This window comes from Paenibacillus sp. MDMC362 (assembly GCF_003269305.1).
In the GTDB taxonomy this organism is placed as follows: domain Bacteria; phylum Bacillota; class Bacilli; order Paenibacillales; family Paenibacillaceae; genus Paenibacillus_AQ.
The window spans coordinates 36,016-57,257 of the sequence record NZ_QLYT01000033.1; the positions used below are offsets into that span (position 1 = coordinate 36,016).

The 21,242-nt window shown below is 50.4% G+C and carries 15 protein-coding genes and 1 pseudogene; 14 read left to right on the forward strand and 2 right to left on the reverse strand.

The genetic code is table 11. The features are described from left to right. Positions 1-21: 21 nt before the first annotated feature. A complete protein-coding gene (locus DP091_RS16990; protein WP_113059416.1) occupies positions 22-1,038 on the forward strand; it encodes a carbohydrate-binding protein in 1,017 nt (338 codons plus the stop codon). Positions 1,039-1,199: 161 nt separating this feature from the next. Here DP091_RS16990 and hcp read toward each other — a convergent pair whose 3' ends face one another. Then, complete coding sequence (gene hcp / locus DP091_RS16995; protein ID WP_181469837.1) at positions 1,200-2,885, reverse strand: hydroxylamine reductase; 1,686 nt, start codon at positions 2,883-2,885, stop codon at positions 1,200-1,202. Positions 2,886-3,093: 208 nt separating this feature from the next. On the opposite strand from hcp, the gene DP091_RS17000 reads away from it, so the two are divergent. From DP091_RS17000 to DP091_RS17020, 5 genes are all read left to right on the forward strand, one after another. Then, positions 3,094-4,116, forward strand: coding sequence for a 2-oxoacid:acceptor oxidoreductase family protein (locus tag DP091_RS17000; protein WP_113059417.1), 1,023 nt, complete (start codon positions 3,094-3,096; stop codon positions 4,114-4,116). Then, positions 4,113-6,410 carry a thiamine pyrophosphate-dependent enzyme gene (locus DP091_RS17005; RefSeq protein ID WP_113059418.1) on the forward strand — a complete coding sequence of 766 codons (2,298 nt, stop codon included), beginning with the start codon at positions 4,113-4,115 and terminating at the stop codon, positions 6,408-6,410. The genes DP091_RS17000 and DP091_RS17005 overlap by 4 nt, the downstream gene beginning before the upstream one ends. Positions 6,411-6,697: 287 nt before the next feature. Further along, on the forward strand, positions 6,698-7,264 hold the full coding sequence (locus DP091_RS17010) for an SF0329 family protein (RefSeq protein WP_113059419.1): 567 nt from the start codon (positions 6,698-6,700) through the stop codon (positions 7,262-7,264). Positions 7,265-7,324: 60 nt separating this feature from the next. Further along, complete coding sequence (locus DP091_RS17015) at positions 7,325-8,029, forward strand: demethylmenaquinone methyltransferase (protein ID WP_113059420.1); 705 nt, start codon at positions 7,325-7,327, stop codon at positions 8,027-8,029. A gap of 145 nt (positions 8,030-8,174) precedes the next feature. Continuing rightward, positions 8,175-9,146, forward strand: coding sequence for a tRNA dihydrouridine synthase (locus DP091_RS17020; RefSeq protein WP_113059421.1), 972 nt, complete (start codon positions 8,175-8,177; stop codon positions 9,144-9,146). 140 nt (positions 9,147-9,286) lie between these two features. On the opposite strand, the pseudogene hxlR reads toward DP091_RS17020, so the two are convergent. Next, positions 9,287-9,379, reverse strand: a pseudogene (gene hxlR / locus DP091_RS17025) (transcriptional activator HxlR); the annotation flags it as partial. A 186-nt stretch (positions 9,380-9,565) separates the two neighbouring features. Between hxlR and DP091_RS17030 the strand changes: the two are divergent. The 8 genes from DP091_RS17030 to DP091_RS17065 all read left to right on the forward strand — a co-directional run bounded on the left by DP091_RS17030 (position 9,566) and on the right by DP091_RS17065 (position 20,813). Next, positions 9,566-10,186 (forward strand): NAD(P)-dependent oxidoreductase, encoded by a 621-nt coding sequence (locus DP091_RS17030; protein WP_113059422.1) that lies wholly within the window; start codon positions 9,566-9,568, stop codon positions 10,184-10,186. Between the two features lie 161 nt (positions 10,187-10,347). Further along, positions 10,348-11,508 carry a cobalamin-independent methionine synthase II family protein gene (locus DP091_RS17035; protein WP_113059423.1) on the forward strand — a complete coding sequence of 387 codons (1,161 nt, stop codon included), beginning with the start codon at positions 10,348-10,350 and terminating at the stop codon, positions 11,506-11,508. 290 nt (positions 11,509-11,798) lie between these two features. Further along, complete coding sequence (locus DP091_RS17040) at positions 11,799-15,170, forward strand: HEAT repeat domain-containing protein (protein ID WP_258394595.1); 3,372 nt, start codon at positions 11,799-11,801, stop codon at positions 15,168-15,170. Positions 15,171-15,184: 14 nt separating this feature from the next. Beyond that, entirely contained in the window at positions 15,185-15,994 is an 810-nt protein-coding gene (locus DP091_RS17045; protein ID WP_113059424.1) for an AAA family ATPase, read from the forward strand. 209 nt (positions 15,995-16,203) lie between these two features. Then, positions 16,204-16,791 (forward strand): TetR/AcrR family transcriptional regulator, encoded by a 588-nt coding sequence (locus DP091_RS17050; RefSeq protein WP_306438125.1) that lies wholly within the window; start codon positions 16,204-16,206, stop codon positions 16,789-16,791. Between the two features lie 38 nt (positions 16,792-16,829). Further along, entirely contained in the window at positions 16,830-18,119 is a 1,290-nt protein-coding gene (locus DP091_RS17055) for a cytosine permease (RefSeq protein ID WP_113059425.1), read from the forward strand. Between the two features lie 4 nt (positions 18,120-18,123). Then, positions 18,124-19,239: an S-methyl thiohydantoin desulfurase family protein gene (locus tag DP091_RS17060; RefSeq protein WP_113059426.1), complete on the forward strand. Its 1,116-nt coding sequence runs from the start codon at positions 18,124-18,126 to the stop codon at positions 19,237-19,239. Then, positions 19,236-20,813: an ROK family protein gene (locus DP091_RS17065; protein ID WP_113059427.1), complete on the forward strand. Its 1,578-nt coding sequence runs from the start codon at positions 19,236-19,238 to the stop codon at positions 20,811-20,813. Before DP091_RS17060 ends, DP091_RS17065 begins: the two co-directional genes overlap by 4 nt. Positions 20,814-21,242 lie beyond the last annotated feature (429 nt).

Here is a 21,242-nt window from a genome sequence, read left to right on the forward strand (position 1 = left end):
AAGAGACAAGGAGGTTTGAAAATGACTAATAAAAGGTTTCCTTTTAAGCCCTTATCACTTTTAGTAGTTTTAGCAGTGTTTCTATCCACATTCTGTACAGCCTTACCGTCAGTAAACGCAGCCGCTAGAGGAGCATGGGCTCCAAATACCGCATATGCAGTAAATGACACAGTAACCTATAGTGGAAGCACTTATACCTGTCTTCAGGCACATACTTCTCTCGTAGGTTGGGAACCGTCTAATGTTCCTGCTTTATGGCAGAAAGACGGTAGCGGTGGAACTACGCCACCAACGACACCACCGACAACGAACGGAGTAACATTCTATGCAGATATAAACTATGGAGGAAAAGCAGTGACACTCGGGATAGGCAATTATACACTGTCTCAGTTGAACGCAAACGGAATTCCGAATGACTGGATGTCGTCTCTTAAGGTTCCAAGCGGTTGGACGGTTGAAGTATATGAGAATGATAATTTTGGAGGAACCAAGTGGACCTTCACTTCAGATTCTTCCTGGGTTGGCAGCACGATCAATGACAAAATGTCATCGGTCAAGATTTATACGGGTTCACCACCTCCTACAGTAACTAAGCCTGCCGAGGTTCCAAGCCATATATGGACATATGCCATGAATGCGGACAATGCCTATGGGAAAGGCGGAGATTTTGCTTTATTGCTAAGTGCCGTTATCAAAAAGGAAAGCAGTTTTGGAGCAGGTTTACCAGGTAGTCCATCGGCCGGCGACGGATTGATGCAGGTCGAACCAAACACACGCAATGCGTATTTATCTCAATTCAGCTCAAAATTTGGCCGTGCGTATAATCATAGCAGTGAACAAGATCAGGTATATCTGGGTGCGTTAATTTTAAATGAGAAGATTACGAAGTTTGGAAATATCTACAACGGATTATTACACTACAATGGTGGAGATAACTGGTATCCGGGAGCTACGGATTCTTATGGCCGTCCTATTCTGGCAGATCAATATGCAGATGCAGTTTACGCTACTTACAAGGGCTATGGTGGGAAGAATTAAGGTGTTACATTGATAGGTAAATTGAAAAATAGCGACGTGGAAGGATTTCCTTGTTGAGTGGAAGCGGCTTATTTAATTTGAAAGGGCATGAGTTACCAAGCAGATCATTGCTTGAATAACCCATGCCCTTTTTTCTTTATCAGGTTTTCTTCGACTACTAATTAGGCACCAAGGAACATGTTCATGTCATCTTCCACATTGGTAATGCTGCCGATCCCGAAGTTTTCCACGAGGACTTTGGCAACGTTAGGCGATAGGAATGCAGGGAGCGTAGGGCCCAGATGAATATTTTTAACGCCAAGATAAAGCAGGGCCAGCAGCACGATCACCGCTTTTTGCTCATACCAGGCAATGTTATAGGAAATCGGCAAATCATTAATATCCTCAAGGCCGAATACTTCCTTCAGCTTCAATGCAATCACGACCAGGGAGTAAGAATCATTGCATTGACCAGCGTCCAGGACCCGCGGAATACCGCCGATTTCGCCTAGATCCAGTTTATTGTATTTGTATTTGGCACAGCCTGCCGTTAGAATGACCGTGTCTGTTGGAAGTTCAGCCGCAAAATCGGTGTAATAGCTGCGGGATTTCATCCGTCCATCGCAGCCGGCCATGACGAAGAAGCGGCGGATCGCCCCGGATTTCACGGCATCGACGACTTGATCGGCCACGTTCATCACAGCGGCATGAGCGAAACCGCCGATGATCTCACCCGTTTCAAGCTCCGTTGGAGCGGGGCATCCTTTCGCTTGCTCGATTAGTAGGGAGAAGTCTTTGGGAGCACCGTCTTTTCCTTCTGGAATATGGCGGACACCCGGAAACCCGGTGTTGCCTGTTGTATAGATTCGGTCCTTATAACTGTCTTTCGGTGGAACGATACAGTTGGTCGTCATTAATATCGGTCCGTTAAAAGCTGCGAATTCGCTATTCTGCTTCCACCATGCATTCCCGTAATTGCCTACAAAATGCTCATATTTCTTGAAGGCCGGATAATAGTGGGCAGGCAGCATTTCACTGTGCGTGTACACGTCCACGCCGGTTCCTTCCGTCTGCTTCAGGAGCTCCTCCAAATCCTTCAGATCATGGCCGCTGATGAGAATGCCGGGCCGGTTGCTTACCCCGATATTGACCTTCGTAATTTCCGGATTTCCGTACACCGAGGTGTTCGCTTCATCCAGCATCGCCATGGCGTTTACGCCGTATTTACCGGTTTCCATCGTCAGAGTTACCAGATCCTGCACTTCAAGGCTGTCGTCAAGGGTGGCGGCAAGTGCGCGGCGCATAAAACGGTTTAATTCGTTATCATCCTTCTCCAGATGAAGCGCGTGGTACGTATAAGCAGCCATCCCCTTCAAGCCGTAAGTAATCAATTCGCGCAGCGAGCGGATGTCTTCATTGCGGGTCGAGAGGACACCCACCGTACGTGCTTTTTCATCAAAAGCAGCTTCGTTATCCGCCTGCCAGACGGCAGCATCAGGGAGATTGGCGGTTCCTTCCGGATATTGTTCGTTATAATAGGTGCGCACCTCGCCGCGGAGCTCGATCGCTTCCCGGATTCTTCCCACAAAAACCTCGCGGTCAAAGTTGGCGTTCGTAATCGTTGCAAACAAGGAGTCCATCATAAACAGTGATACGCGCTGTTCAAGCTCCTCCGGCAGCCGGACATCCAGACTGAGAAAAGAGATTCCTTTCAGCAGATAAATCAGCAAATCCTGCAGGTTTGCCACATCATGCGGTTTGCCGCATACGCCGACAATGGTGCAGCCTGTTCCCTTGGATGCTTCCTGACATTGAAAGCAGAACATGGACGGCTGATGCTCTAAGGTCTCTTGGGCGTTGTTATTCATTATTTTCTCCTCCAATTTCGTGATTTTTTGCCTAAAGGTCAGTATAAAATTGCCTCGCAATTGGACTGTTGAAGACAGTATACTTCGCTCCCACAACCGACATAGTGATTGGAATCACAATTTTTTAAGTTGTGAGTATAATCACAAACCCGGTCCGTTTCTTCTTTTAAACTGGAATTAATGACCTAAGAAGAAATGAGGAGAGAACATGTCGATTTTACCTCAGAAGAATGAACTGGGATTTTTCGAGATTCGTCTCGAATCCATCGGCGGGCTTGGCGCCAATCTGGCTGGAAAAATGCTGGCCGAAGCCGGGGTGACCGGCTCCGGACTTAACGGTTCGAATTTTTCCAGCTATGGTTCGGAGAAAAAAGGGTCGCCGGTGAAGAGCTTCGTAAGGTTCTGCGATTCCGAGGTGGAAATCCGCGATCACAGTCCCATTGAGCAGCCGCATGTCGTCGGCGTATTTCATGAAGCTTTGTATAAGACGATCGATGTCATAAGCGGAGTACAGCCTGATGGAACGGTGCTTGTGAATACGGCGCGAGCCCTTTCCGAAGTGGCCGTTGATCTGAATATGACGCAGGGAACGCTGGCCGTCGTTGATGCGCTGAACATTTCCGTTGAGGAAAAAACCAAAGTGAATACGGCCATGCTGGGGGCTTTGTTCCGGATTTGCAGCTTCCTGAACCCGGACGATATGCGGCAGGTGATCCGCACAACGTTTGAGAAAAAGCTGCCCCACCTCGTGGAAGCGAATTTGCGGACCTTTGACAGAGGATATAACGAAGTTCAGTTCCTTTCCTTGAGAAATGGCTCAGACCTTATAGACAAAATTGCTTTCGCAAGACCGCAGCCGATGCTTGGATATGAAACGCAGGAGCTGGGCGGGATTCTGAACGTTACGGCGAACAGTGTCCTGAAGGATCTTAGCGGCTCCCGGCAGGGATATTTGCCAGAGTACAAGATCGAGGACTGCATTCACTGTGCCGCCTGCGATACGGTATGTCCGGATTTCTGCATCGTGTGGGAGAAGAAACCGGACAAGCGCGGGAATATGCAGATGTTTATGAAAGGTATCGATTATCAGTATTGCAAAGGCTGCCTGAAGTGTATCGAAGCTTGTCCGACCACCGCTTTGGCTGCCATGTTAGAAGAGCCGCATTATGCGGAGCAGCACCGTGTGCCGCAATCATTTCCCTATATAACCGCGGAGGGAGTCCGATCATGAATATGCAAATTCAAGAAACAACGGAGAATAAGCTGGCGGCTGCTCAAACGGAAGTCTTCGAATCGGGCAACGAAATGGCTGCCATGGCGGCTGCCCAGATTAACTATCACATGATGGGTTATTTTCCGATTACGCCATCTACGGAAATCGCCCAATATCTTGACATGATGCGTACACGCGGCGAGCATGACATCAAGCTGATTCCAGCTGACGGCGAACATGGATCGGCGGGGATTTGCTACGGTGCGGCCGCAGCCGGAGCACGGGTATTCAATGCTACCAGCGCGAATGGTTTCCTGTATATGATCGAACAGCTTCCTGTGCAGGCGGGCACGCGTTTCCCGATGGTCATGAATCTGGTGACGCGTGCGGTAAGCGGACCGCTGGATATTCGCGGTGACCATTCGGATCTTTACTACGGTCTGAATACCGGCTGGGTGATTTTGACCGCCCGTTCACCGCAGGCCGTTTATGACATGAATATCATGGCGCTGCGAATCGCTGAACATGTAGACGTGCGCCTGCCGGTCATTGTAGCTTATGACGGATTTTTCACATCGCACCAGAAACGCCGGGTACACATATTTACGAACCGGGAAACCGTTCAGGCGTTTGTAGGGGAAAAGGCACCTGAATATCCACATGTACTGGACGAGAACAACCCGATCGTTGTTGGGGCTTATATGAACGGCGACGATTTGATGAACAACCACTTCCAGCAGTCCAACGCCATGTACCGTGCGGGGGAAGTGTTCAAGGAAGTGGCAGAGGAATACGCAGCTTTATCCGGAAGATCCTATTCGCCGCTTGATCTGTACCGAATGGAAGACGCGGAGGTGGCTTTATTCCTGCTCAATTCGGCGGCCGAATCCTCCAAAGACGTCGTGGATCGGCTGCGGGCGAGAGGAATTAAAGCGGGCGTAATCAGCCCGAATATTCTTCGGCCGTTCCCGGCAAAGGAAATCCGCGAGGCGTTGACCGGTGTCAAAGCACTGCTGGTTGGCGAACGTGCCGATTCTTACGGTGCGCACGGGGCCAATCTGACCCATGAGGTTAAAGCGGCCCTGCAGGAAATCCGTGGTCCGCAGCCTATTGTGCTGTCCCGCATATTTGGACTTGGCGGGAAAGACTATTACGCGGATGACGCGGAAGCTTTTTTTGCCCTGACGATCGAGGCCAGGGAGCTCGGTTATGCCAAAGTGCCGTTTGATTATTACGGCCAAACACCGGGAGCTGAGGAGCAGAGACTGCAGCCAGTCATTGCCCCGATGAATGGAGACAGCTTTAAATCTGGCCTGATCACCGTAAAGGTAGATGAAGAGACGAGTAAACTATCCGTTAAAGTGCCGCCGATGCGGGCGCTTGCGGCGAAACCGAAACGGTTTGCTTCCGGCCACGGAGCTTGCCCGGGCTGCGGTATTTTCCCGGCGCTGGAGCTCTTTTTCAAAGGGATTGAAGGCCATGTCGTTACTTTATTCCATACCGGCTGCGCTTATATCACAACAACGGGTTATCCGTATAACTCGCATAAGCAGAGTTTCATTCATAATCTGTTCCAGAACGGACCGGCTACTTTATCCGGCACGGTAGAAGCGTTCCTTGAGAAGAAACGCCGCGGGGAAATCGAAGTTCCTGAGGACTTTACTTTTGTGATGGTGACCGGCGATGGCGGCATGGACATCGGGATGGGTTCGGCCATCGGGACGGCGCTGCGGGGCCATAATCTGATCATTCTGGAATATGATAATGAAGGCTATATGAACACCGGTGCCCAGCTTTCGTACTCTACGCCATTAGGGCATATGACCAGTACGTCCGGCGTCGGCAAACAGCAGCAGGGCAAAGCGTTCCATCACAAGGATACGGTGCAAATGATGGCGGCGGCGCATATTCCGTACGTATTCACAGGGACGGAAGCATTCCCGCAGGACCTTGTGAAAAAGGCGGCAAAAGCGCAGTGGTACGCTCAGAATGTAGGTACCGTCTACGGCAAGCTGTTGATCACATGCCCGCTGAACTGGAAATCGAGCGACAAGGATGGGGAGAACATCGTCCGCGCGGCCGTGAATTCAAACTTCTTCCCACTGTATGAAGTGGAGCAGGGAGAAACGAATATTACGTACGATCCTGAAGCGAAGAAAAAACAGGTGCCGCTCAGCGACTGGCTGAAATACATGGGCAAATCAAGACATCTGCTTAAGGAAGAAAACAAAGACATGCTTGGCGAATTTGAAAAAGAAGTGGAGCGGCGCTGGTCGATTCTGAAAGCGAAACATGAGAACCCGCTGCTATAAAATATTCAATTAGCATACTAGGATTTAGCCCAAGCAGCTAAATATACCGCATCCTGAATCTGGAACAGATATAACCGTCTTAAAGAGTACCTGCTCAGCCTTTGAGCAGGTACTCTTTGTGGTTCCGATCGATAAGATTTTTTCTTTTCTATAAAGAGGAGAAGCAGATATTCCATTCAATATGTAGGACATGTTATGGGTTGTTTTTTGGCAGAGGTTTATTCATACTGAATGAGATGTGCAGATGGATACCGCGCCCCTCAGGGTTCGAAGACATAGGAGGAACCATGTCCTGGAGTAAATTGAAGCAACAGCTGGAGAGTTTTCTCAGTCCTGCATTAGCTGGAAGAGTTGAATATCGAGCTACCGGTTATCGTTATTTACCTGATAAGGCAGGGCTTTGTTATATTTCGGTAGATAAAAAGAACGTACTCCATATGAGTGATAAAACCAGCTCCATAAGGTGGTATCAGACGGAGCTGGAAATTAAGAATGATCCCCATATCCAAATTCCGATCAGCGACGATGAATTGGAAGCCGTCAGAAAGGAAACCAAAGGGACCGTTCCCGAGGATCGTCTCAACGTCATTGCAAGAAACAGAAAAGTATCCGTACTCGCAAAGGAGCTTTTGTCAGCACAGGCAAATTTAAGTAAATCCAATTTTGTCGCTACAGCGAATAAGTTCTTATCTACTTCTATAGAAGAAAGCATGGAGAGCGATGATATCTTATTGAATATACTAGCCTTGGTAGACAGACGAGTTGGCAAAAAGCGGATTATAAACATGGCAGATAGGATGAAGCTAAAGCATCCGGTAGTGCAATATTTTTATGAACTGCGGCGCCGTGCGTGATGAGCATAAATCATTTTCGTTTAAAGAATATTATTGCACTTGTGGAAGAGAGGGAATAACATGTCTGAACAAACAAAGGCGGAAAGAGTTCATCAGGTATTCGAAAAGATATCGGATCAATACGACTCGATGAACTCGGTCATTACTTTTAGGAGACATATCGCATGGCGCCATGATGTTATGAAACGGATGAATGTGAAAGAAGGTAGTAAAGCTCTTGATGTGTGCACGGGAACCGGGGATTGGGCGATTGCTTTAGCAAAGGCTGTTGGAACGCATGGAGAAGTCATTGGATTAGATTTTAGCCAAAACATGCTCAAAATAGCACAAGATAAGCAGGAGCAACAAGCTTTAAAGCAGCTCACCCTTATCCAGGGAAATGCCATGGAGCTTCCTTTTGAAGATGATTCATTTGATTATGTAACCATTGGTTTTGGTTTAAGAAATGTACCCGATTATTCAACCGTGCTGCGGGAGATGTATCGAGTAACGAAGCCAGGCGGACAAGTCTTTTGTTTAGAAACATCCCAACCCACGTTATTCGGTTATCGACAAGCTTCCCTCTTTTATGTTCGCTATATCATGCCCTTGCTTGGAAAGTTTATTGCCAAAAGTTATGATGAATACTCATGGTTGCAAGAATCGGCCCGTCATTTCCCCAATAAAAGCGTACTGAAACAAATGTTTTTGGAAGCGGGATTTTCTAAGGTAGATGTAAAAAGCTATAGCGGCGGTGTCGCGGCCATGCATAAGGCGATAAAATAAGTGTCTGCGATTAACATATACTGCCGTTTGATATGCGCTGCTTAAATATGCTATAAGTGAAGAAAAAGCAAGGACATGAACAGGTTGTATTTCCTATTTCGGGATCAAGATTTGTCCTGGTATGTATTATAGAGGAGTATTGGATATGACAGATAATTTTTGGCGTGATTTACCGCGGCCTTTCTTTATACTGGCGCCCATGGAAGATGTGACGGATGTTGTGTTTCGCCATGTCGTCAGTGAAGCAGCTAGGCCGGATGTGTTTTTTACGGAGTTTGCGAATACCGAGAGCTATTGTCACCCGGATGGGAACCACAGTGTGCGCGGACGTTTGACTTTTACAGAGGATGAACAGCCGATGGTAGCCCATATCTGGGGAGATAAGCCGGAATTCTTTCGTCAGATGAGTATCGGCATGGCGAAAGAAGGGTTTAAAGGCATCGATATTAATATGGGTTGTCCTGTAGCGAATGTAGCGGAGAATGGGAAGGGAAGCGGCCTGATCTGCCGTCCCGACATTGCAGCGGACATTATCCAGGCGGCCAAAGCCGGGGGATTGCCCGTCAGTGTAAAAACAAGGCTCGGTTTTAGTGCTGTAGACGAATGGCGCGACTGGTTGACCCATATTTTGAAGCAAGACATTGTGAACCTGTCCATTCATCTGCGGACAAGAGAGGAAATGAGCAAGGTCGACGCGCATTGGGAACTGATTCCGGAGATTAAGAAGCTTCGTGATGAGGTGGCGCCCGATACGCTGCTAACCATTAACGGGGATATTCCTGACCGTCAGACCGGCCTCAAGCTCGCTGAACAATACGGTGTCGATGGCATAATGATTGGGCGTGGGATTTTTCATAATCCATTTGCGTTTGAGAAGGAGCCGAGGGAACATAGCAGTGAGGAATTGCTTGATCTGCTGCGGCTGCATCTGGATCTCCATGATCAATATTCGGCACAAATGCGGCGCTCCTTCAGCGCACTTGTCCGCTTCTTCAAAATCTATGTTCGTGGATTCCGAGGGGCAAGCGAGCTTAGAAATCACTTAATGAACGCAAAATCAACAAGTGAAGTAAGGGCGCTGCTTGATGAATTTGTGGTGGAGGAACAGAATAGGTAGGCTGGTAGTCTACATTAGAAAAGAGGGGCTCATGCCCCTCTTTTTTCATTTAACTTTATGGTAACACCTGATCTTGTGTGCCACTCTTATTTGCCATATATTCCAAATGAGCAGCTCCCTATTCGTGCATCATGAACAAAATGGATAATGTTCTGTTCTTCTAATTCCCGTAATTGATTGGTCAGCATCTTTTGGGTGATCGACGGAATCAGTCTTTTTAGCTCACTGAATCGTCCAAAGCATGGGGTACAGCAAGCTATATTTTGGGTATGATTGTAATTAATGTGTTGATGATAGCCGTTCAATTCATGGCTGTGCCAAGGAAATCAAAAGATACGGTCGATATCACCGTGAAAGGTGTAGATAGCACGTTTTCGAAATGATATTTTGCAGCTATCGGGAAGAGGAGTATCTTACGCATGAATATCTTAATATTAGGCGCTACCGGTCGAGTGGGGCGTGAAATAGTTGCTCTTGCACTTAGGGAAAGACTTCATGTTACCGCACTTGTTCGCACACCAGCTAAGATGAACTATACGGATGAAAACTTAACCCTGATCCAAGGGAATGCCTTAAATAAAGATGATATCAGGCGTTCTATACATGGCATGGATGTGGTCGTTAGTGCATTAAGTACGGATGGAACCACTACTTTATCGGAAAGTATGCCGCTCATTATGGAAGCAATGAAAACCGAAGTCAAAAAACGACTTGTCACCATTGGAACGGCGGGAATTTTGCAAAGCAGAACCAGCCCTGCGATCCTTCGTTATCAGGCAAGTGAATCCAAACGTAAGTCTACCCGTGCAGCGGAAGAACATCATAAAGTATACAACATGCTGAAACAATCAGACCTCGAATGGACGATTGTCTGTCCTGCCTATTTATCCGACGGAGAACGGATGGAGAAGTATCGTGTAGAACGTGACTTCTTGCCTGAGGGTGGATCTGTTATCGCTGTTTCGGATACTGCGGAGTTCACATACCGCCAGATTCATAGCAGCGAATATATTAAATCACGTGTAGGTATCTCATATTAATACGGGATCGGGACCAAGTGCAGTCTCATTCAGCATCCACAGTAATCTCAGCCGACACTCTTGCTATAGCTTTTAACTATAACTAGTCATATTCTTTTGGTATGACTTATAACTCCTCTCGTCGTGATATGATATCGCTATACAACGAGGGGGTTATGTACATGACTGATAAGTTCCAGATCGTAGGAAGTTTGTTGCGGCCCGAAGAGCTGCTGAAATATAAAACGCAAATTGAACATCGTGATGATATCCAGTATCCGTTCTATGAGAATTTCGAAGGGTATGCCGAGTGCGAGACCGAGGCGATCAAACAGGTCGTGAAAAAGGAAATCGAGCATAACCTGTCGGTTGTTACGGACGGTGAATTTTCCAAATCGATGTGGCATCTGGATTTTGTATGGGGCTTTGGCGGAGCCCAGCGTTATATCGCTGATCATGGCTACTTTTTCCGGGATGTGGACGGAACCTCAAAATATGAAACACGCAAAGATATTGGCCTGCGGATTACTGGCAAACTGAGCGGCAAGAATCATCACTTCATTAAGCTGTTTAAACAGCTGCAAGAAACGGCTGGCGACCGGCAAACGAAACTTTGCGTACCATCGCCTTCCCATATCTACGGTGAACTTTCCTGGTCGGATAACATTGGCGGCACGGATGCGGTTTATCAGAACAAACAGGAGCTCAAAGCGGGCCTTGTGAGCGCCTATAAAGAATTCGTAGCGGAATTCGCTGCGGCAGGCGGCAAAATCCTGCAATTCGATGATTGCTTATGGGAGCTGTTTGCAGACGACAACCCGAATTCTCCGTTTACAGGGGAGCATATTAATCAAGCGGAAGTACAGGGTCTCGCCACCGAATTTATTGATATTAACAATACCGTGATTGACTTCGGTCATAGCCTCGGCTTGAAAATGTGGACACACAACTGCCGCGGTAACTATGATTCCCGCAACATGGGCGGTGGATCTTATGCGAAAATCGCCAACCTGTTCCTGAAGCAGTTGAAATATGATCGCTTCTTCCTGGAGTGGGATGATGATCGTGCGGGTTCGATTGAAGCACTGGAGGTTTTCAAGGACAGACCGGAAACGGAGATTGTTCTGGGCCTGCTGTCTTCCAAAACCAATACGCTTGATGATGAAGCACGCGTCATCCGTCTGCTTGACGAAGCATCCAAAATCATTGATAAGGATCGTCTGCTGCTCTCGCATCAATGCGGCTTTGCGTCCTGCGATGGCGGTAACGAGCTAAGCGAAGCCGAGCAATGGGCAAAAATCGATCAAGGTCAACAGATTGCCAAGCAATACTGGAATAACTAAATTCGGATAAACATCATCTTGAGCTAATAGGGATGACTCAAAGGGCCGCTAATGGACCCGGAAGAGGCATCTCTTTTTGTATGCAGCAGACATTTGATAGGTATGCCTAGCTTCTTCTATACTTCAAGCAAGCTGCTAAAGACTATTCCACAGGCTAAGTCGGCCTGAAATGTGGAATCGAACAGGAGAAGCCTTCGCTTATGAAGAAGTTATATGCTTCCAGGAGAGACTGTGCAAATCGATTACGGAGAAATTTGATCGGTTATAAGAACATGAGGGGAGAGGAAATATTGACATATAACCATGATCTGATGAACAAAGAGCAATTGCTCATGGAGCTGGATTCGCTGGGTTACTCGGACAGGATGAAGCGGATGGCGCTTCTGGGGCGCAAGTATAAAGGAGATGCGGATTTTTCCGCGCTGCTCGTATCCTTGCTCGAAAGCGGCACCGCCTATGAGGCGCATTTGGCATTGACTGGTGCGGATGTAGTGCATGATGCTCGTGCGGTTTTACTTGCTCTAAAGCATTCTAAGGCAGGAGTCAGGGGACGTGCGGCTGGGTTAATGCCAGAAGTGGTGACAGATCCGGACTTTTCGATTGAATCCGAAATTGCTCGGATGCCGTATCATTGTCGTCACCAATTGCTGCGGAGCATCGTGAATACATATCGTCAGGATTGGGCGGAACGGCTGCTGCCGCTCGTGCTTGGCCAGTGGGGCGCACAAGAAGCTTCTTTATTATTGGCCGTTTGCAGTGAAGAGACAGTAAGCAGCAGGCTCCCGGAGCTGGGGTATGCTTTACGCAATTGGCGGCTCTTAACGAAGCACTACCCCGATTTGGTTGCAGCGTATTTCAAGAATGCTTTGCAGAACGCAACGCATCGGGAAAAGGTCAGTGTATGGTGGACGCTCTCTTCCGCGATTGAGGTACTGAGTGTTTCAAGACCGGCAATCGTGTTGGAATGTGCGCTTAAGCTTGGGCCAACGGATATGATTCATCCAGTACTCAAACAGCAATTGGGCATTCTGATTCAGGCCGGTCCAAACGATATATTTGAGCTGCTGACACGTGAGGAGACACGAGAATACTTGTTGAATCATGGCGTTCCGGCAGGCGTGTTGAAGAAGAGAAAATGGTTTACCACAGCGCAGTGGACCACGCTGGCTGCATTGCTCGCAGATAAGCCTGTACATCTAGCCAAGGTGCTGGATACCCTTGCGCCGTCTAGTCGTGAAGCAATGTTTGATGCCGCTTATAAGGAAGACGAGCGGAAGACGCGCATTTTCCCGATGCCGCTGCTGGATGTACTGCCGCACCGACTGCGTGACAAGGAAGCTGCCCGCATGCTGGAGCTTCGCGATATCCGTGATCATCCGGATAACATGCTCGAAACGACGGCGCGCCGTTTCATTGGTAACGCCAGGGAGAAGCTGGAGCAAGCCGTCCAGGTGTCAAATAGCGATGAGCGTGCAACGGCCTATGTTCACCTCGTTCGGAGTACGGCTCTGTCCCGAAGCGGAATGGATGAGACGCTGCGTTTCCTGACTCGAATCAAGAACGACCAAGATCCGGTGCGCTGGCAAGTGATGGTTGAGCTCTCAAACTGTCCTGCTCCCATGTTTAAGGAAGAGCATGTGAACGATCTGACCATGCTGGTGGATAGCGTGGTGGAAGCCAGGGACACTTCGTACGGGACAAGGTCCGCCGTGGAGAAGCTGGCTTTTGCCATCCTGCGTGAACATGCATGGGAGCCGAAGGGCGAGCTGTTCAAGTTCGCTCTGAGAACGTTTGGAAGATTGACGATGCGGGACGGTCAGTTTGCGCTCTTCTCGATGGATTGGGATAGCATACCAAGTTCTGCACTGGAAGCGTTGTTCGATGAGATTTATGCCTTCGGTGTAGAAGCGAACAAGCGCGAAAACACAAGTGTGAACCTGCGTATGGCGGAATTGTTCGGGAAAGCCGTGGATCGGTTGCCGAAGCTTCAGCTGCTGCTGGAGGAGCTGCTCCAGGCCAAAACGGTATCCCCGCAGGCGGTCCATTATTGGCTGGCACCGTATAAAACCCGGGATGCGAGGGTTAGAGAACTGCTGGACAGGGACCCATCCTTCATCTCTTTCCATGACGTATTTATGCATCTGCATCTGAAGCGCCAAGAGTGGTTAGACCCGTTTATCTCGGGGACAATCATCGATGGCAAGCATTTATCGGGAAAAACGATTTATGTTGTGCCTGCCCATAATGGGTTTCACCGGTGGCTGCCGCGTCAGCAAAAGGCATTAGCTTCCCTATTGGAACGGGTGGCCTTGGATGCCAAACGAAGTTTCCATGAACGTGCGGGAGCGATGCGGAGCTTGGCCGTCATGCCGGATTATCTCTCCGATCAACTGGAGATTCTGCTGCAGGTTCAGGCAGTGCATGTCGTCGAGGCTGCCCTCTACGCCTATTCGTTATGGGAAGAGCCGGAGAAGGCACTGCCTGTATTATTGGACAACCTGGATGGGGACCGTGCTCGGGTGGCCATGTACTCGATCCCCAGATGCATGCGCAGGGTGAGCCCGGTGATGTTGACATCCATGTTGTCGGACCTGCTGAACCGTGAGAAATTGAAAATCACGGTCAGAAAAGAGGCCATCCGATTGCTTGGGGCTTATAAAAGCAGTGAGGGCATGGCGCTGCTCATCCGTGAATACGAGAAACCGAATGTACACAAAGACGTGATGATCGCCGTAGGACACGCTGCCAGACAATGGCTTGATGATGAACGCAGCTGGACCCTGATGCGTGCCATGGCTGCTTCACCGCAGCGTGATATCGCAAGAAGCCTGCTTAACCAGTATGCTGGCGGACTTCCGGCGGAGGCTCGGCCAAGGTATTTGCAATTGATTATCGAGATTGCAGGGCATGCCGATCCCGTTGTGGCTAAAGAGGCTTTCCAAGCCATGAGCCGTTGGGTGAATGGAAGTGAGGAGAAGGTAGCGGCTTCCGCCTGCCGAGCGATTCTTGATTTGGAGGATAACACCAGATGGAAGGCGGCGATGGATACCCTCATTGTGGCTTGCCGTGACGGGAAGGTGAATGAGCAGGTCATTGATGTTTGCACACAATTGGCGGACACGGAGACGAAAGCCGAATGGAATGCTGCACCGGAGAGGGACCTTCCAGAGCGGCAGCGTCTGGTGGCATTGATTGACAAGCTGACCTCGTTACCTCTCAATGCAAGAAGGATGCTAGTTCCTTTATATACGGGCATGATCGATGCTCTTAAGTCCAAAGAAACCATGAAACCAGCCGTGATCAAGTTATATTTGGCGCTTGTCGAATGGAACCAGGCGGATCAGGCTGCCCTGCGGTTGGACCCTGTGATTCAAATGGCGGACACGTACCAGCATCTGTTGGATTACGCCTACAGACAGATCGCTCGGGCAGCCAATGCCAGCCAGGCGTATTGGAGACCGGAGACGATGCTGGAACTGGTGGACCATTTGAGAGATCGGCAGTCGTTTGCGGCCCAATATATCGGGCTTTCTTTGCTGAAGGTTGCGGGAACATCGTTATTGTGGAACCAGGCTTGTACCGACCGTTTAAGAACGTACCGGAATCATGAGTTTGAGGCAATTCGTCTGGCGGCAGTGGATATTTGGACCGTGCTGGAATGAGGTGAGCAAGGGCGATGCTATATTTAAGTAACTTCAAACTCTCTCCTTACATTTCCGGCAACCCGAATATATATCCCGATCATGTGTTCAGGCATATTGCAGGGGAAGTTCTCCTGTTTGATCGAATTACGGTATTATACGGCAGTAATGGCTCCGGCAAATCCACCCTGCTGAATCTGATCGCCAACAAATTGGGAATTGCGGGCGCTGAGCGAATGACAAGTTATGGTCACAACGTGTACGCGCAGCGGTTTATCGAGGAGAGCAGCTATCAACTCGGGCATGATGAACAGGAGCGTCCCATATATAAGCTTCCCGACGGGAGCCGGTACATCAAGTCAGAGGATCTATTGTATGAAATCAAAAAAATACAGCAGGAAAACGTGCTTCGCGAGGGGCTGCTGCATGAGCAGCTCGTTCAGGGAAAGAGCAAGGCCGAGGTAGAAGAGTTGGAGCAGTCGTATGAATTCAAGAAGAAGGTGGATATCATTCAATTCGCTCAGGAGAAGTATTCGAACGGGGAAAGCTCGATGCAGTTTTTCGAGGAATATTTGCTTCCCGGGAAACTGTATTTATTGGATGAACCGGAAACGTCGCTTTCTCCGGCGAATCAAATCAAGCTGGCCGAGCAAATGAACGATCTGGCACGTTATTTTGACAGCCAATTTATTATTGCTACGCACTCCCCCTTTGTTCTGGGTACGCTTCATGCGAAGATCTACAATCTCGATGCCAAGATTTTGCAAACGGCCGAATGGTTTGAGCTGGACAATGTCCAATTCTTTTACCGATTTTTTCATAAACATCAAAGATTGTTTGAATGAATGGTTCATGTTTCCAGAAGAGGTATCCTTCGAGTAAGGATATCTCTTTTTGGTATGGGCATTGTATCCACCGTAGTACATGGTCCTGCTTGAATGCTGAACGTATAAAGATTGGAAGACCATTTGGCAGAGCCATCAAATAGATTGATTTTTATGCAGAAAGTTGTATAATCTACTTAATTAACGTTAATTAAAATGGAGAAAAGGGGATGAACATGACCAGAACGAAGCTGAAAGAAGCTGCGCTGAGGTTATTCGGACAGAAGGGCTACGACGGAACGGCATTATCGGAAATCGCGAAGGAGGTCGGCGTCAAGACACCGGCAATCTATGCCTTTTTTGAGAGCAAGGAAGATCTGTTCATGACGGTCTTCGAAGAATCGATGAGCGCCTATAACGAATATATCCAAGCGATGGCAGAAACCAGCAAAGGAATGAGTACGGAGAAAAAACTGCATGCGCTGCTGCTTCGCCAATACGATTTCCACCGAGACAAGCGGGAGCTTGCCGCATTTGCCTTCCGGTACTTAATTTTCCCGCCGGATTTCTTGCAGGAACGGATGCAGGAGGCGTTTGGGCGTTTCGATACGCTGTTGAGCAGCATTATCGGCGAGATCATGCAGGAAGGTCTGGATCGCGGCGAATTGGCCATCGTCCCGATGGAGACGCTGGTGGATTCGTACCTCACCTTGATGGACGGGCTGGGCATGCAATATTACTACTATAAATCGCAGGAGCTGTTCGAACGGAAACTGAAACATGCCTTTGAGATGTTCTGGAGATCCGTCGAAGCTTAGGCAATCAACAAGATGGTACAGAAAGCAGAGGGTGGAACATGAGCAATGATACGAAAATAGAAGATTACGAACGGGAGCCCGTACCCCAGCATTTGCGGAAATCGTGGCTCTCGATGGCATTTGTCTGGATTGCGATTGGCATTGACCTGTCTGCGATGTTTCTGGGTGCGCAGCTCGGCGCGGGCATGAGTATCGGCGACTCGTTTACGGCGGTTATCGTCGGTTCAGCGATATTGGGCATAATCGGGGCTGTCTGCGCATATGTGGGAGCCAAAACGGGCCTATCGACGGCCATGATCAGCCGGTTTCTGTTTGGGAATCAAGGGGCGCTGATCGTCTCGGTCATTCTCGGCATTTCATCGCTGGGCTGGTTCGGCGTTCAGGTCGGCTTCTTCGCTTCCAACTTCCAGACGGCGTTGAGCGAGCTATGGGGTTGGCATTGGTCGCTCTGGGTACTGTCGATCATTGGTGGACTTCTCATGATGTCCACGGCGATCTGGGGCTACAGGGCGATTGAAAAATTAAGCGTCTGGTCGGTACCGCTTCTCGTTGTGTTTATTATTATCGCGCTGGTCATGGCGCTTAACGGGGAAGGCGGAAGCACCGTCTGGTCACCGTTCGAGGGTGAGGCCCTGCCGATGGGGACGGCGATATCGCTGGTCATCGGTATCTTTATTCTTGGAACAGCGCTGTCCCCTGACATTGCGCGCTGGGCCAAAACGCCAAAGCATGCGGTTACCGCCGCGTTTATCGGTTTCTTTGTCGGCAACAGCTTCATGACCATCATTGCGATCTTCCTGTCGCGTGCGATGGATTCCGACGATCTGACGGGCATTCTTCTGACGCTCGGACTCGGGATTCCGGCGATTATCGTGCTGACACTGGCACAATGGACGACCAATACGAACAATTTATATTCCGCGGGGCTGGGTTTCTCCGTCGTCTTCAAACGGGTGCCTAAATCCGTGATCACGATTATTGCAGGGGTGATTGCGACGGCACTTGCTTGCTTTGGTATTTATGATCGTTTCATGACGTTCCTGACGTACATTACGATGCTTGTTGCACCGCTGGGCGGCATATATACGGCTGAGTATTTGTTGGTGAACAAAAATAAGTTCTCGTTTGACGGGCTGGACAGCAATCGGAGCTGGATTCCCCGCTCCATCGTCGTATGGGTCATCGCCACGTTCTTCGGGTTTATGACAACGATGGCCCCGGATGGGCTCGGATGGTTCCAGGTGACGCAGGTTCCGGCGCTGGACAGCTTCTTGATGGCGTTTATCGTACAAGCAATCATAGGCAAATGGGTAGTAAAGAAGGGATGAAAGCATGAACAAGGCAACCAGATTAACCACATTGGATGAACAAGCCATTGAATATATCGCGATAGGAGCTGCGGTGCTTGGCACGGGCGGCGGTGGAGATCCTCATGTCGGAAAATTGATGGCCATGGAGGCGATCCGCAAGTATGGCCCGGTTCGAATCGCCCAGCTCGAAGAGCTGGACGATGAAGGGCTTATCGTGCCGGTATCGATGATCGGAGCACCGACGGTGATGCTGGAGAAAATCCCTTCGGCTGAACAGCTGACCAAACCGCTTGATCTGATGGAGAGAGAGCTCGGGCGCAAGGTGGATGCTGTCATGCCGATCGAGGTCGGCGGCGGCAACTCGCTCGTTCCGGTCATTGCGGCGGCGCAGCGCGGAATTCCGCTCGTCGATGCCGATGCGATGGGGCGTGCGTTTCCCGAATCGCAGATGGTGACGTTCCATCTGGAAGGCATCCCGTGCAGCCCGGTGGCGATGGCGGACGAGCGCGGCAACAGCGCGCTGATGCATACGATTGACGGCGTGTGGGAAGAACGGATGGCGCGTGCGCTGACGGTGGAGATGGGGGGATCTGCCTCCATCTGCGATTATCCGGTATCCGGCGCGCAGGCGAAGCAGAGCGCGATCGGCGGCACGCTGACGCTAGCCTATGAGATCGGGCGGACGCTGTTCGAAGCGAAGCAGCAGAAGCTGAATCCTGTGCGCGAATTGCTCGCGAAGCTGAATGGCCATGCCCTGTTCCATGGCAAGGCCGTGGATATCCGTCGCCGCATGGACGGCGGTTTTACGCGCGGCGAAGCGGTATTCGAAGGTACCGGCGAGAACAAGGGAAAAACGATGCGGCTGTTTTTCCAGAATGAGTTCCTGCTCGCTACCGTTGACGATCAACCGCTCGCCATTACGCCTGACCTGATTACGCTGTTGGATCAGGATACGGGGATGCCGGTGACGACGGAGAACTTGAAGTATGGTGCCCGGGTAACGGCAGCAGGTTTACCGTGCGATGACAAATGGCGCACGCCGAAAGGCATCGAGACGGCCGGGCCGAGATACTTCGGTTATGACTTTGATTATGTGCCGATCGAGACGTTGGCTTCGAAAGGAGGTGCGGCGAAATGACCCAGGTAACTACGACTGACACAAACCAGGTCTACCGTATCGGGATTGACGTGGGGGGAACGAATACGGACGCTGCCCTGCTGGATTCCGACTTGCGCTGCGTGCACAAGGTGAAGGTCCACACGACGGCCGACGTGAACGAAGGCATTGTGGAGGCCGTTCGTCGGCTGCTGCAGGAGAGCGGCGTGAATGGAGCAGACATTCGCTATGCGATGCTCGGCACCACGCACTGCACCAATGCCATCGTGGAGCGCAAGCATCTTGGCCGGGTCGGCCTGATTCGCATCGGCGCTCCGGCAACAACAGCCGTTCCGCCGCTTGCTGGCTGGGACGAATCGCTGCGCGCGGCAGTTGGGCCGCATAGCTATATCGCCTCTGGCGGCTATGAGTATGATGGCCGCAAGATTGCCAATCTGGACGAAGAGGAGATTGCCGAACTGTGCCGCCGGATGAGCGGAGAAGTTGATGCCGTGGCGATATGCGGCGTATTTGCCCCAGTGAATCGTGAGCAGGAGAAGCGCGTTGGAGACATCGTGCGCGAGGTGTTGGGTTCGGACATGCCGGTTACCTACTCCAGCGAGATTGGCAGCATCGGATTGCTGGAGCGGGAGAATGCCTCCGTGCTGAATGCGGCGCTGCTGCAAGTCATTGCAGGCGTGGTGCGCGGCTTTGAGGAAGCGCTGAACGGGTTCGGCATCCATGCCCAGCTGTACATTTGCCAGAATGACGGCACGTTGATGAAGAGCGAATATGCGCTTCGTTACCCGATTCTGACGATTGCGTGCGGACCGACGAATTCAATTCGGGGCGCGGCGCATTTATCCGGGCTTAGCGACGCGCTGGTCGTCGATATCGGCGGCACGACGACGGATATCGGCGTGCTCGTGCAAGGCTTCCCGCGCCAGTCGTCGGCAGCGGTGGATATCGGCGGCATTCGCACGAATTTCCGGATGCCGGACATTTTGTCCATTGGCCTTGGCGGCGGTACAATCGTCCGGCTGGACGACGCAGGCGGCGTGACGGTTGGCCCGGACAGCGTGGGCTACAAGCTGACGACACGGGCCCGCATCTTTGGCGGAGATACGCTGACGACGACGGACGTAGCCGTGAAGCTGGGCCGTGCAGAATGGCCGGGCACCAACGCGAATGCCGTGGACGAAGCGGTATGCGGCAAGGTGGATGCCGTCATGCAGCAGATTCTGGAGGATGCCATAGACCGGATGAAAACGAGTGCCGACCCGGTCGATGTCATTCTGGTCGGCGGCGGCAGTCTGTTGGTACCGGATACGCTGGCAGGGGCAAGCCGAATCATCCGGCCGGACAACTATGATGCGGCGAACGCGATCGGCGCAGCGCTGGGAGAGGTTAGCGGCGAGTCGGAGCGGATCTATTCGCTGGACGACTGGAGCTATGACGACGTCATCCGCGATGCGAAGGAAAGCGCTATAAACGAGGCAACGGCAGCTGGCGCGAATCCGGAGACCGTACAGATTGTGTCCGTCGAGGACATTCCGATTGCCTATTTGCCGGGCAATGCGCTGCTTGTGAAAGTGAAAGCTGCGGGTAAGCTGTAACGGGCTAGGCATGCGCCTCGCTCGGCAGCATTGGCGGCCGCATGAGAAGTGTCTGGCAGCCATCGGGGGTCCATTTAATGGTGCTCGGCGGCGAATGGCATTAAACAGAGTAACATGAAATGGTGGTACGGAACGAATCCCGTATCGCCATTTTTTTATTTCCGAGAGCATGACTCCCCTGATGAACTTGGTGCAAGATAGGCAGGGAACCACCCTTAGAGCGATAATCAACCGGCTTATCTTCCTTCTTTGATATTTTCCATAATTCTGCGTGTCCGGAAAAAGGAAAATACACACAATGAAGTCAGATCTTATTCAAGGAAATCTCCTCGACTCGGGTATTCAAATATGCCACAATAGAGGATCAGGGCCGCAGGAGAATTGACCCAAGGCGCAGCAATGCAATCCGCAAGATCGCTTACCAATTTA

What these genes read in the sequence shown, in the direction of transcription:
- DP091_RS16990 (WP_113059416.1), top strand. Translation starts at nt 22, where the DNA reads ATGACTAATAAAAGGTTTCCTTTTAAGCCCTTATCACTTTTAGTAGTT.
- hcp (WP_181469837.1), bottom strand. Translation starts at nt 2,885, where the DNA reads ATGAATAACAACGCCCAAGAGACCTTAGAGCATCAGCCGTCCATGTTC.
- DP091_RS17000 (WP_113059417.1), top strand. Translation starts at nt 3,094, where the DNA reads ATGTCGATTTTACCTCAGAAGAATGAACTGGGATTTTTCGAGATTCGT.
- DP091_RS17005 (WP_113059418.1), top strand. Translation starts at nt 4,113, where the DNA reads ATGAATATGCAAATTCAAGAAACAACGGAGAATAAGCTGGCGGCTGCT.
- DP091_RS17010 (WP_113059419.1), top strand. Translation starts at nt 6,698, where the DNA reads ATGTCCTGGAGTAAATTGAAGCAACAGCTGGAGAGTTTTCTCAGTCCT.
- DP091_RS17015 (WP_113059420.1), top strand. Translation starts at nt 7,325, where the DNA reads ATGTCTGAACAAACAAAGGCGGAAAGAGTTCATCAGGTATTCGAAAAG.
- DP091_RS17020 (WP_113059421.1), top strand. Translation starts at nt 8,175, where the DNA reads ATGACAGATAATTTTTGGCGTGATTTACCGCGGCCTTTCTTTATACTG.
- DP091_RS17030 (WP_113059422.1), top strand. Translation starts at nt 9,566, where the DNA reads ATGAATATCTTAATATTAGGCGCTACCGGTCGAGTGGGGCGTGAAATA.
- DP091_RS17035 (WP_113059423.1), top strand. Translation starts at nt 10,348, where the DNA reads ATGACTGATAAGTTCCAGATCGTAGGAAGTTTGTTGCGGCCCGAAGAG.
- DP091_RS17045 (WP_113059424.1), top strand. Translation starts at nt 15,185, where the DNA reads ATGCTATATTTAAGTAACTTCAAACTCTCTCCTTACATTTCCGGCAAC.
- DP091_RS17050 (WP_306438125.1), top strand. Translation starts at nt 16,204, where the DNA reads ATGAACATGACCAGAACGAAGCTGAAAGAAGCTGCGCTGAGGTTATTC.
- DP091_RS17055 (WP_113059425.1), top strand. Translation starts at nt 16,830, where the DNA reads ATGAGCAATGATACGAAAATAGAAGATTACGAACGGGAGCCCGTACCC.
- DP091_RS17060 (WP_113059426.1), top strand. Translation starts at nt 18,124, where the DNA reads ATGAACAAGGCAACCAGATTAACCACATTGGATGAACAAGCCATTGAA.
- DP091_RS17065 (WP_113059427.1), top strand. Translation starts at nt 19,236, where the DNA reads ATGACCCAGGTAACTACGACTGACACAAACCAGGTCTACCGTATCGGG.